The sequence below is a fragment of the Sphingomonas sp. SP3 genome, assembly GCF_058514305.1.
Genome location: NZ_JBZSOE010000001.1, coordinates 59500 through 70717, shown reverse-complemented (window position 1 = coordinate 70717; position 11218 = coordinate 59500). Strand labels below are relative to the sequence as shown.

The 11218-nt window shown below is 64.0% G+C and carries 11 protein-coding genes; 6 read left to right on the top strand and 5 right to left on the bottom strand.

What is annotated here, in order from left to right; genetic code table 11:
• Positions 1 to 57: 57 nt before the first annotated feature.
• Complete coding sequence (locus AC4K8G_RS00390) at positions 58 to 1371, bottom strand: UDP-glucose dehydrogenase family protein (protein ID WP_491732211.1); 1314 nt, start codon at positions 1369 to 1371, stop codon at positions 58 to 60.
• 128 nt (positions 1372 to 1499) lie between these two features.
• On the opposite strand from AC4K8G_RS00390, the gene AC4K8G_RS00385 reads away from it, so the two are divergent.
• From AC4K8G_RS00385 to AC4K8G_RS00375, 3 genes are all read left to right on the top strand, one after another.
• Positions 1500 to 2075 (top strand): cysteine hydrolase family protein, encoded by a 576-nt coding sequence (locus tag AC4K8G_RS00385; protein WP_491732210.1) that lies wholly within the window; start codon positions 1500 to 1502, stop codon positions 2073 to 2075.
• A gap of 46 nt (positions 2076 to 2121) precedes the next feature.
• Positions 2122 to 3453: a 30S ribosomal protein S12 methylthiotransferase RimO gene (gene rimO / locus AC4K8G_RS00380; protein ID WP_491732209.1), complete on the top strand. Its 1332-nt coding sequence runs from the start codon at positions 2122 to 2124 to the stop codon at positions 3451 to 3453.
• 123 nt (positions 3454 to 3576) lie between these two features.
• Positions 3577 to 3921: a hypothetical protein gene (locus AC4K8G_RS00375; protein WP_491732208.1), complete on the top strand. Its 345-nt coding sequence runs from the start codon at positions 3577 to 3579 to the stop codon at positions 3919 to 3921.
• Positions 3922 to 3927: 6 nt separating this feature from the next.
• Here AC4K8G_RS00375 and AC4K8G_RS00370 read toward each other — a convergent pair whose 3' ends face one another.
• Positions 3928 to 6297 (bottom strand): membrane-bound PQQ-dependent dehydrogenase, glucose/quinate/shikimate family, encoded by a 2370-nt coding sequence (locus AC4K8G_RS00370; protein WP_491732207.1) that lies wholly within the window; start codon positions 6295 to 6297, stop codon positions 3928 to 3930.
• Positions 6298 to 6418: 121 nt separating this feature from the next.
• Between AC4K8G_RS00370 and AC4K8G_RS00365 the strand changes: the two genes are divergently transcribed.
• From AC4K8G_RS00365 to AC4K8G_RS00355, 3 genes are all read left to right on the top strand, one after another.
• On the top strand, positions 6419 to 7819 hold the full coding sequence (locus tag AC4K8G_RS00365) for a leucyl aminopeptidase family protein (RefSeq protein WP_491732206.1): 1401 nt from the start codon (positions 6419 to 6421) through the stop codon (positions 7817 to 7819).
• A gap of 111 nt (positions 7820 to 7930) precedes the next feature.
• Positions 7931 to 8314, top strand: coding sequence for a MarR family transcriptional regulator (locus AC4K8G_RS00360; RefSeq protein ID WP_491732205.1), 384 nt, complete (start codon positions 7931 to 7933; stop codon positions 8312 to 8314).
• Positions 8214 to 8618: a hypothetical protein gene (locus tag AC4K8G_RS00355; protein WP_491732204.1), complete on the top strand. Its 405-nt coding sequence runs from the start codon at positions 8214 to 8216 to the stop codon at positions 8616 to 8618. The genes AC4K8G_RS00360 and AC4K8G_RS00355 overlap by 101 nt, the downstream gene beginning before the upstream one ends.
• On the opposite strand, the gene AC4K8G_RS00350 is transcribed toward AC4K8G_RS00355, so the two are convergent.
• Genes AC4K8G_RS00350 through fabF form a run of 3 tightly spaced genes read right to left on the bottom strand, consistent with a single transcriptional unit; the run spans position 8615 to position 11173 of the window.
• Positions 8615 to 8947 (bottom strand): hypothetical protein, encoded by a 333-nt coding sequence (locus AC4K8G_RS00350; RefSeq protein ID WP_491732203.1) that lies wholly within the window; start codon positions 8945 to 8947, stop codon positions 8615 to 8617. The genes AC4K8G_RS00355 and AC4K8G_RS00350 overlap by 4 nt on opposite strands.
• Positions 8948 to 8957: 10 nt before the next feature.
• Positions 8958 to 9920, bottom strand: a complete 963-nt coding sequence (gene mltG / locus AC4K8G_RS00345; protein ID WP_491732202.1) for an endolytic transglycosylase MltG — start codon at positions 9918 to 9920, stop codon at positions 8958 to 8960.
• Positions 9917 to 11173, bottom strand: coding sequence for a beta-ketoacyl-ACP synthase II (gene fabF / locus AC4K8G_RS00340; RefSeq protein ID WP_491734375.1), 1257 nt, complete (start codon positions 11171 to 11173; stop codon positions 9917 to 9919). The genes mltG and fabF overlap by 4 nt, the downstream gene beginning before the upstream one ends.
• Positions 11174 to 11218 lie beyond the last annotated feature (45 nt).

Below are 11218 nucleotides of genomic sequence, written 5' to 3'. Positions count from 1 at the left end.
GGTCAGGAAGGAAGACGGCACACATCCCGCTAACGCCTTAGTTCAGTATGCGGCCGGCTATAACCCCGGACGGCCGCGCCCTACGCCATAATAAGCAAGGCCCGCTTCTTCGGCCTCCTCGCGATCATAGACGTTGCGCAAGTCGACAAGCACCGTCCCGCGCATTGAATCTGCTACTTTCTCAAGATCCAGCGCGCGGAATTCGTCCCATTCAGTGACGATGACCAGGGCATCGGCGCCCTCGGCGGCTGCGTAGGCATCATCCACGAATTCTATCCCCGACAAGACTTTCATGGCCTGCTCTGTCGCAACCGGGTCGAACGCCCGAACGGTCGCCCCGCGCTTTACCAGCGCCTCAACCAGAGGAATCGAGGGTGCATCGCGCATGTCATCGGTGTTGGGCTTGAACGCCAATCCCAAGACCCCGACGCTTTTGCCTTTCAAGTCGCCACCGAGCCCGCGCTCCACCCGATCGACCATGCTGTTCTTGCGATCATCGTTCACCTGGACGGTGGTCCTGACGATCCGTTGGTCGACACCGGCATTCTCGGCGGTCTGCAGCAACGCCAGCGTGTCCTTGGGAAAGCAGCTGCCGCCATAACCGGGGCCCGCGTGCAAAAACTTGGCGCCGATCCGGTTATCGAGACCGATGCCGCGGGCGACGTCCTGAACGTCGGCGTCGACGGCCTCGCATAGGTCCGCGATCTCGTTGATGAAGCTAATCTTGACCGCGAGGAAAGCATTGGCGGCATATTTGGTAAGCTCGGCAGTGCGGCGCCCGGTGAACAGGATCGGTGCGCGGTTGAGGAAAAGCGGCCGGTAGATTTCCTTGAGCACTTCCTGCGCGCGCTCGTCCTCCGCCCCGACTACGATGCGATCGGGGTGCTTGAAGTCGGCGATCGCAGCGCCTTCTCTCAGGAACTCCGGGTTCGAAGCGACCGACACGTCCGTCGCCCCTTCCTCACGGAGGATCTGCTCGATCTGATCGCCCGTGCCGACGGGGACGGTCGACTTGGTGACCACCACGGTTCCGGGCGCGATCACCTTGGCAAGCTCCCGCACGGCTTCGAACACGTAGGTGAGGTCTGCATGGCCGTCGCCGCGTCGCGCCGGCGTGCCCACGGCGATGAACACGGCCTCCGCGCCTCTCACGCCTTCGACCAGATCCTTGGTGAAGGTCAGACGGCCATGGTCGGCATTGAACTTGACCAGGGCCTCGAGCCCCGGCTCCCAGATCGGCATCTTGCCGGCATTGAGGCCGTCGATCTTGGACTCGTCCTTGTCGACGCAGCACACCCGATGTCCGAAATCGGCGAAGCAGGCGCCGGATACCAATCCGACGTAACCAGTGCCGATCATCGCGATGCGCATGCAAGCTCTCCTGAGGAATGGCGCGGCTCTTAGCCGGTGGCGCGCGGCATGAACAAGCGCGTCCTTATCGACGGAAAGCCCAATTTTGTGAGCGATACCGATCCAACGAGACTAAAGGAGCGCTCGCCATGACCAATATCGATCTCGACCGCGCCGTCCTCCTTCCAATCGACATGCAGCAGGCGTTCGACCGGCCGCCCTGGCCTCGCCGCTGGAATTCGGACGTCGACGCAAACGGGCTGGCGCTGCTCGACGCCTGGCGGGCCGTAAATCGCCCGATCATTCACGTCCGCCATGACTCGGTTCAGCCTGGATCGACCCTTGCACCGGGACTCCCAGGGAATGACTTCCGCCCGGGCTTTGGTCCGAAGGACGGCGAAGCGCTGATTACCAAAAGCGTCAATTCAGCCTTTATCGGCACCGACCTCGATGCGCGGCTCAAGAAGCTTGGGGCCAAGCACGTCGTCGTTTTCGGCATTTCGACCGACATGTGCGTGTCGACGACCGTCCGAATGGGGGCGAATCTTGGCTGGGACATGGTCCTTGTCCCCGACGCCTGCGATTGTTTCGATTTGCCCGACCCCTCCGGCGACGGCTGGATCTGTGCCGACGAGGTCCAACGCGTTCATGTCGCGACGCTTGCGTTCGAGTTTTGCCGCGTGTCGGCGACCGCTGAGCTAACGAGCGTGCCAGCCGCTGCCTAAGGCCTAGTTTTCGCCGCAAATTCCCTATATTGGCGCGGCCCTTCCGATGAACGTTACATCGCTCCCCAAGCCCCCGCGCGTCGGGCTGGTCTCACTCGGCTGTCCCAAGAACTTGGTCGACAGCGAGCGGATCATGACCAAGCTGCGCTCAGACGGCTACGACATGTCGCCCGATTATGCGGGTGCTGACGTGGTGCTGGTCAACACCTGCGGCTTCCTCGATTCCGCCAAGGAAGAGAGCCTCGAAGCGATCGGCGAAGCGATCGCCGAGAACGGCCGCGTGGTCGTCACCGGCTGCATGGGCAAGGAAGCGGACGTCATCCGCGAGCGTTTCCCTGATGTCCTCGCGATTACCGGGGCGCATGAATATGAGCAGGTGGTCGGAGCAGTGCACGAGGCCGCGCCGATGCCGGCCAACGCCTTCCTCAACCTGGTCCCCGAAAGCGGGCTAAAGCTCACACCGCGCCACTACAGCTATTTGAAAATTTCAGAGGGCTGCAACCATCGCTGCGCCTTCTGCATCATCCCGCACCTGCGCGGTGACCTCGTCAGTCGCAGGCCGGACGCGATCCTGCGCGAAGCCGAGAAACTGATCGCCGCCGGCACCAAGGAACTGCTGGTCATCAGCCAGGATACATCGGCTTATGGCGTCGACATCCGGCACCAACCGCGGATGTGGAAGGGCGAGGAGGTTCGCGCCCACATGACCGACCTGTCGCGCGAGCTTGGCAAGCTCGGCGCCTGGGTACGGCTTCACTACGTCTACCCCTACCCTCACGTCGACAACGTCATTCCGTTGATGGCGGAAGGCCTCGTGCTCCCCTACCTCGATATCCCGTTCCAGCACGCCAGCCCCAAGGTGCTGCGCGCGATGAAGCGGCCGGCGAACGACGCCAAGGTTCTGCAGCGCATCCGCTCGTGGCGTGAACAGGTGCCCGATCTCGCGATCCGCTCGAGTTTTGTCGTCGGATTCCCGGGCGAGACCGACGAAGACGTTGCCTATCTTCTCGCCTGGCTCGAAGAAGCGCAGCTCGACCGGGTCGGCGCGTTCAAGTTCGAGCCAGTCGAAGGCGCGCCGGCGACCTCGATGGGCGAGCAAGTGCCCGACGACTTGAAGCAGGAGCGCTACGAGGCCGTGATGGCGCTGTCGGCGCGCATTTCAGCGCAGAAGCTCGAGGCGAAAGTCGGCTCCATCATCGACGTCCTTATCGATGCCGTTGACGACGAGGGCGGCGCGACCGGCCGGTCGAAGGCGGACGCGCCCGAAATCGACGGTGAAGTGCATTTGCGCGGCGCCGGTGGGCTGAAGCCGGGCGATATCGTGTGCGTAAAGGTCGAAGATGCCGACGAGCACGACCTATTCGGGGTGCCGGCCTAAAATCCCGCGCTTCGCGGTCAATTCGCCGCAGCCCGTCGAATACCCGCATTAAATCTTGAGCTTGGTGCGTGCAATTTGAGCCGAATAGGCGCAAGGCGTTAAAACTGCGCTGGAGACTCGGTCATGCGTAAGACCCCTGCGAAGCTCACTGCGGTTGCCGCTGCTACTGCTATTCTCCTCACATCCACTGCCGCTCTGGCTGACACGCCTGCCCCCGCGGCGGCGCTCCAGACCCAGAGCTCGTGGATGGAGCTGAGCATGCTATCGCCCGTGGGAACCGCTGCCTTGGGCGGCGCTGCGACCGCTGCGGCCCAGCCGGCACCTCCGCCGCGGCCTTCGGCCTACGGCCGGTTCGCTCCTCCGCCGATTCCCGTGCTCGCCGTATGGCTCGCGACGTTGCTTACTATGGTCTACATCGCGACGAAGAACGAGCATCACGAGGTCCCGGCGCCGAACAGCCCGGCCTGATCAGTCTCAGGCGTTTTTCGGCAGGGCGTAAGCGATCACGCTGTCGCCCATCGGCGTTTCCATGAAGTGATGGCCGCCAGCGAAGATCACCAGATACTCGCGCCCGCCCTGTTCATAGACGATTGGCGTCGCCTGGCCGCCCGCCGGTAAAGCGGCGCTCCACACAGTCCTGCCGGTCTTCAGGTCGATGGCGCGGATCAAATCATCCGTGGCCGCCGCGACAAAGACCAGGCCGCTCGCCGTCGTCACCGCGCCGCCATTGTTCGGCGTTCCGATCGAGAATGGCAGCAAGGTCGGGAGGTTGAACGGCCCATTGCGCCGCGCCGTGCCGAACGGGCGGTCCCAGATCGTCTTGCCGGACGAAATGTCGATCGCGCGGATGCCGCCATAAGGCGGGCGCTTGCACATCAATTTGGTGAACGGCATCCGCCAGCCAGCATTGACCTTTACCGCGTAAGGAACGCCCCATTGCGGGTCGGTCTGGTGGGAGTTAGCCGATGGTCCGCCGCTCGCGAACCGCGGCTTGATCCCAAGCTTGTCGGCCTCAGCGCGCGGAATGAGCCGGACGTAATTGGGCATGTCATTGTAATTGGCGATGATCACGCCGCGTACCGGGTCGATCGAAACGCTGCCCCAGTCGCTGCCGCCATTGTAGCCGGGGTACTGGACGGTGAATTTGTCGGCGGTGGGCGGTGTGAAATAGCCGCGGTAATCGGCCCGGCGGTACTGGATGCGGCAGATCATCTGGTCGATCGGCGACATCCCCCACATGTCGGACTCCAGCAGCGGCGGCTTGCGCAGCGTATTCCACAGCGACACGATCTGGGTAGGCGAGCGTTCCTGCGGTTCGATCCCGCCAAGCGGAGCCTTGATCGTCCCGATCGGCGCCAGCGGCTTTCCGGTCGCCCGGTCGAGCACATAGAGGTCGCCCTGCTTGGACGGGATGAGGAGCGCCGGCGCGCCTTTGTAGTCGATCAGGCTCGGCTGGCTGCCGATGTCATAGTCCCAGACGTCCTTCTTGACGGTCTGGAAGGTCCAGCGCAGCCGGCCCGTGGTCGCGTCGAGCGCCACCACCGCGCTGCTGTACTGGTTCTGCAGGGGAGTGCGGCCAGTGGAGATATAGTCGTCCGCGGTATTGCCCATCGGGACATAGACCAGGCCCAGCTTTTCATCGCCCGCGCTCGTGGTCCACGAATTGGGCGTCCCGCGCGCCCAGGTCTGGCCCTTGGGCGGATAGCCGGTCCAGTCGGGGTGCTGCATGTCCCACGCCCAGGCGAGCTTGCCGGTCTTGGCGTCGAAGCCCTGAATTACGCCGGAGGGCGCGCAGCGGCACTGGCCGTCGAGGATCTGGTGTGGAACCACGATGATGCCGCGAACGATCGTCGGCGCGGAATTGATCGATGCGGAACCGGGCGAGACCCAGCCCATGCCGATCTTCGTATCCTGCTGGCCGGTACCGTTGAAGTCGGTGCAGGGCCTGCCGGTGAGCGCATCGACCGCGATCAGGCGGCTGTCGAGCGTGCCTTCGATGATCCGGGCCGCGCAGAGGCTGTTCGGGGCGGCGCCCGGGACTTTGTAATAGGCCAGGCCGCGGCAAGCGGTGGTGTACGGGATCCAGGCGTCGGGCACGTGCGGGTCGACGCGCCACACGGGTTTGCCGGTAGCTGCGTCAAGCGCGAGGATGATGTTCTTCGCGGTGCAGGTGTAAAGCAGGTTGCCCGCCTTCAGCGGCGTATTCTCGGTGCCGTAGAGCTTCTGATAATCGGCGCTCGCCGGCATGCCGCCGGTGTGCACTTCCCATGCCTTCTGAAGCTTGCCGACATTGTCTGGATTGACCTGCGTCAGCGGGGAAAAGCGCCAGGCGGCATTCGTGCCGCCGTAGGTCGGCCAGTCCGCGCCAGTCGAAAGCCCGGACGGATCCGACATCCCCGGCGAACTTTGCGCCGGGAGTGCAGCAATGGCGCTGACGCTATTGCCGAGCGCGGCAAAACTTATTGCGACGAACAATATGGCGGCGGCGATGCCGCCCCCGGCGAATTTCCATCGGTTAGGCGCGCGCGTGAGCGTCGCCATCACCAAAAGCACGGCGATAAGCAGCACGAGCGGCGCGACCAGCCAGGGGATCATTGCCCAGGCGTTGTCGCGAGCTTCCGAAAAGCCCCAGATCGCGCTGAGAGCGAATAAACCGAGGTAGATCCAGCCGCCCAGCAGGCGGCCACGGAACAGGAAGAAAGCAGACGCGAGCATCGCGAGACCGGCAATCAAATAATAAGGCGAGCCGCCTAGCGCGAGCAGCCAAGCGCCACCAATGGTGAGCACGATCCCGATCAGAGCCATGATCCCTGCCAGGATGATTCCGGAAATGCTGCGCTTCATCGCTCGCCTCCCTATCCGCCGCTTCCCCGTAACGGGTCGCGGCAGCGGCGCGTTCCATGAACTCACTGTAATGAAAGTTTGACGGGTGGCCCTGACGCGGCGCCGGCTTTAGAGCCCCACTATGACCGATTTCGCTTCGCTCCTCGTCGCTGACCGCGAGCAAAAAGCCCGCCCCATCCATCTCGTCGACAAGCAGAGCTTCGAGGCCTGGCTCAAGAAGCGTCCGGCGGAAGACCGCAGCCTCATCGAAGCGATGCGGTTCGACGGAAAGACTGCCAATGCCTTCGTGATCCTACCGCGCGGTGGGGAATTCGAAGTGGTCAGCGCGGTCAAGAACACGACCGAGTTATCCCCATGGTGCCTTGCAAAGCTCGGTGAGAGCTTGCCGGAGGGAAGCTACAAGCTTGCTGCGGGCGAACCGGGCAACGCCGCACTGGGCTGGCTCCTCGCGCAGCATAGGTTCGATCAATATCGCTCGAAGAAGGAAGAGGAGCCGGAGCGCGGTCCGCGCGTGCTGGTGACCGGCGAGGTCGCGCGCATCGATGCGATGGTGCGACTTGCTGATGCAACTGCTCTTGTCCGCGATCTGGTGAACACGCCCGCTGCGGACCTTGGACCGGCGGAGATCGAGCGCGCTGTGGCCGACGAAGCCAAGCGGTGCGGCGGGCATTTGCGCGTCACTTCGGGCAGCGAGCTCACGAAGGGCTATCCGCTGATCGCGGCGGTTGGCGGTGCTGCCACAGACGCACGCGCCCCTCGCCTGATCGAGTTCGAATGGGGGAAGGCAGGCGACCCGCGCATCGCGATCGTCGGCAAGGGTGTGTGCTTCGACAGCGGCGGCCTCGACCTCAAGTCGGCGAGCGGCATGCGCCTGATGAAAAAGGACATGGGCGGGGCGGCGCATGCGCTGGCGCTGACGCGGCTAATCACCCTCGCGCGCCTGCCCGTTCGGCTTCATTTGCTGATTCCAGCGGTCGAAAACGCTGTTTCGGGCGGCGCCTACCGTCCCGGCGACGTGATCAAGTCGCGCAAGGGTCTGTTCGTCGAAATCGACAATACGGACGCGGAAGGGCGGCTGATTCTGGCGGATGCGTTGACCCGGGCATCGGAAGAGAACCCCGAACTGATCGTCGATTTCGCGACCTTGACGGGGGCGGCGCGGATTGCGCTTGGCCCGGACCTCCCCGCGTTCTTCGCCAATAATGACGATCTTGCCGCCGAGGCGGAGCAGTCTGCGCGCACCACCGAGGACCCGATCTGGCGGATGCCGCTGTGGGAACCCTATGACGAGATGCTGAAGAGCGACCTTGCCGATTTTGCCAACGCCGTGAATTCGCCCATGGCGGGCTGCATTACCGCCGCCCTGTTCCTCAAGCGCTTCGTGCCCGAGGGAACGCGCTGGGCGCACCTCGATACTTATGCCTGGCGAGATCAGGCCAAGCCGGGTCGCCCAAAAGGGGGCGATGCGCTCGGCCTGAGGGCCGTTTTTGCCCTGCTCGAAGGACTCTATTCAGGCGATTGACGGCCCGTTTCGCCGAAAAATAAGGATTTTTAAGGTCACGCACCTGCAACAATTCGCGTCCTTGCCTGTTTAATTCCCGAACTACGCGGCACGAGACGGAGACGAGCAGTCATGAGCGAAGTTTCGCTTACCGGCTGGATGAAGGCGCTTATCGCCTATGTCCGCTCGGGCGAACCGGATCTGACCAATCGGCAGATGGCCCTGTTGATGATGGTTTACCTGACCCCCGGCCCCCACACGGTGCGCGGGCTCGCGCGAGTACTCGGCGTGTCCAAGCCCGTCGTCACTCGCGCCTTGAATACGCTCGGCGCGCTCGGCTATCTCCGCCGCGAGAGGGACCAGGACGACCGCCGCAACGTGTTCGTGGTTCGCACCAACAGCGGGGCAGAATTTCTTGAAGGCTTCAAGCGTAACCTCCGCGAGGACGGCGACAGCAACTCAGCGGCCCACCGTCCAATCATCGGGCAAGCACCCGCCTACGCTCACCAGCGTTGACGATTTCGCGCTGACTGGCCCGTCGGACCCACCCGACGCGCTGTTCAATGCCTTCCGCAAGGACCTGGCCGACGTCGCGCTGACCCATCGGGTAATCGCTTCCCATTATGCCGAGCCGATCCAACGGACCATCATCGCGGATACGTTGCTGCGGGATGCACCCTCGGAAGGCGCCGAAGTGGTGCGCGAGCTGATGCCCGGCGATCCATTCATGATGCTGGACGACAGTGTCGGCTGGGCGTGGGGCTACGCCGGGGAGGACGGCCGCGTCGGTTACGTCCGCAGCGAGGCGGTCGGCGGCTAGCGAAGGACCGAGAACTGGAGCCAAGCCAGCTCGTAAACGCAAGTGACGATCAGCAATGTAATGACCGCTAGGATGGCATAGTCCCGTCTCGGGGCCTTGGGCCGCCGCGAAGGAAACAACAGCCAGGCGGAAACCGCGGTCATGAAAAGCGTAATCAGGGCCGCCTTTTGCAGCAGACCCACAACTGTCCCGCGCACATGCTCGGTTCCCTCGGCGACGCTCGTGCCGTGAGGGCTCATGCCCAACGCCGTGCCCCAGGCGATAACCGCCGCGAAGAGCAGCAGGCCGCCCATGAACATGCGGCCGCGGCCGATCCCCCGATTCCTCACGACCGCTTCCTCACATCTGCCCCCGCTGGCGGCGGATCGCATACCATTTGGCTACATTGGCGTTGTGCTGCGCCAGGGTATCGGCAAACACATGGCCGCCGGTGCCGTCGGCAACGAAATAAAGCGCCCTGGTCGCTGCCGGGTGAAGCACCGCTTCGATGCTCGCCTTGCCGGGATTGGCGATCGGGCCGTTCGGGAGTCCCGCACGACGATAGGTATTGTAGCCGTTGTCGGCGTTGAGCTCGGAGCGGAGGATCCGCCGGCCCAATGGCTTACCCTTGGTCACGGGGTAGATAACCGTCGGATCGGCATCCAGCTTCATGCCGATCTTCAGGCGGTTGCAATAAACGCCGGCGATCATCGGCCGCTCGGACGCCTTGCCCGTCTCCTTCTCCACGATGGAGGCCAACGTGATCGCCTGCTCAGGCGTCGCCACCGGGCAATCCGAGGTGCGCTTGGCCCACAGCGCATTGAGCGTCCTGGTCATCGCGGACTGCATGCGGCCGACAACCGAGGCGCGGGTTTCACCGCGCTCATAGCCGTAGCTGTCTGGAAGCACCGAACCTTCCGCGATCGGCGGCGCGGCGCCGGCGAGATAGGAATTGGCGGCAAGCTTCTCGCTGACGATGATCGACGGCATGCCTTCGGTCACGGTGATCAGGCGCTGCACGGGCTTTCCGTGCTGGAGGAGGTCGAGGATCGCCGCGCCGCCCATGCCCCTGGGTATTTCAAACTCTCCCGCCTGGATCGGGTCGCTGGAACCGAGCAGCCGCGCCATCACGTAATAGGTACGTTGCGATCCGGGGATCGCGCCTTGCTTATTGAGCTGGCGCGCGACCGAGCCCACGGTCGAACCCTCTTCGACAATGATCGTGTGCGGGCCAGCCTTCGGGCCCGGACCCCACCACAGAAGGTAAACAGCGATCAGCGCGGCAAGGGCCAGCCCGGCCGCGATCAGCGGCAGTCGCCTCACACGGCCTTCAGGATCAGCGAGGCGTTGGTGCCGCCAAAGCCGAAGCTGTTGTTGAGCGCGGCGCGGACCGGGCGCTTCTTTGCTTTGTGCGGGACGAGGTCCACGCCTTCCGTGCCCTCGTCCGGATCGTCGAGGTTGAGCGTCGGCGGCACGATCTGGTCGCGGATCGCCAGGATGCAGAAGATCGCCTCGACCGCGCCGGCGCCGCCGAGCAGGTGGCCGATCGCGGACTTGGTGCTGCTCATCGACGCGCCGTGAAGGTCGTCGCCAAGCACTCGCTTTACCGCCGCGAGCTCGATCGTGTCGGCCATGGTCGACGTACCGTGCGCGTTGACGTAGTCGATGTCCTCGGGCTTGAGGCCGGCCTTCTTCAGCGCCATCCGCATCGCGAGTTCGGCACCGCGGCCTTCAGGATGCGGCGCCGTCACGTGATAAGCATCGCCCGACAGGCCGTATCCGACCACTTCGGCATAGATTTTCGCGCCGCGCGCCTTGGCGTGCTCATATTCCTCGAGCACGACGACGCCCGCGCCCTCGCCCATGACGAAGCCTTCGCGGCCCTTGTCGTAGGGACGGCTGGCCTGCTCTGGCCGGTCATTGAATTCGGTGTTGAGCGCGCGCGCCTGGGCGAAGCCCGCGACGCCGAGCGGGTTGATGGTGCTTTCGGCACCGCCGGCCAGCATGATGTCGGCATCGCCGTCCTTGATCATGCGGGCGGCGTCGCCGATCGAGTGGGCGCCGGTCGAGCAGGCCGTCACGACCGAGTGGTTGGGGCCCATCAAGCCATATTTGATCGAAACCTGGCCCGAAGTGAGGTTGATCAGCCGGCCGTGGACGAAGTGCGGGCTGACCCGCCCCGGGCCCTTCTCGGCCAGGACCAGCGACTCGCTCTCGATCCCCGGCAGACCGCCGATGCCCGAGCCGATGGAAACGCCTGCGCGCTCCTTCTCCTCGTCGGTCATGTCGGTGAGTCCCGCGTCTTCCAGCGCCTGTCCGGCGGCGTCGATCGCGTAGACGATGAACGGGTCCACCTGGCGCTGGACCTTATGGTCGACACGCTTGTCGGGATCGAAACCGTAGGGGTGATCCTTCGGCTTCACCTCGCCCGCGATCTTCGCCTTCTGATCGGAAACGTCGAAGCGAGTGATGAGCGCGATTCCGCTCTTTCCGGCGATGAGGTTTTGCCAAGTTGTCTCAACGTCGGCGCCCAGGGGCGTCACGAGACCCAAACCTGTCACGACGACACGGCGCATCATTTCAACTCCGTCATGGCTCCAAAACAAACGGCCCCCCGATTG

Excerpts from the sequence above, each read along its gene's own strand:
- AC4K8G_RS00390 (WP_491732211.1), bottom strand. The coding sequence starts at position 1,371 with ATGCGCATCGCGATGATCGGCACTGGTTACGTCGGATTGGTATCCGGC.
- AC4K8G_RS00385 (WP_491732210.1), top strand. The coding sequence starts at position 1,500 with ATGACCAATATCGATCTCGACCGCGCCGTCCTCCTTCCAATCGACATG.
- rimO (WP_491732209.1), top strand. The coding sequence starts at position 2,122 with ATGAACGTTACATCGCTCCCCAAGCCCCCGCGCGTCGGGCTGGTCTCA.
- AC4K8G_RS00375 (WP_491732208.1), top strand. The coding sequence starts at position 3,577 with ATGCGTAAGACCCCTGCGAAGCTCACTGCGGTTGCCGCTGCTACTGCT.
- AC4K8G_RS00370 (WP_491732207.1), bottom strand. The coding sequence starts at position 6,297 with ATGAAGCGCAGCATTTCCGGAATCATCCTGGCAGGGATCATGGCTCTG.
- AC4K8G_RS00365 (WP_491732206.1), top strand. The coding sequence starts at position 6,419 with ATGACCGATTTCGCTTCGCTCCTCGTCGCTGACCGCGAGCAAAAAGCC.
- AC4K8G_RS00360 (WP_491732205.1), top strand. The coding sequence starts at position 7,931 with ATGAGCGAAGTTTCGCTTACCGGCTGGATGAAGGCGCTTATCGCCTAT.
- fabF (WP_491734375.1), bottom strand. The coding sequence starts at position 11,173 with ATGCGCCGTGTCGTCGTGACAGGTTTGGGTCTCGTGACGCCCCTGGGC.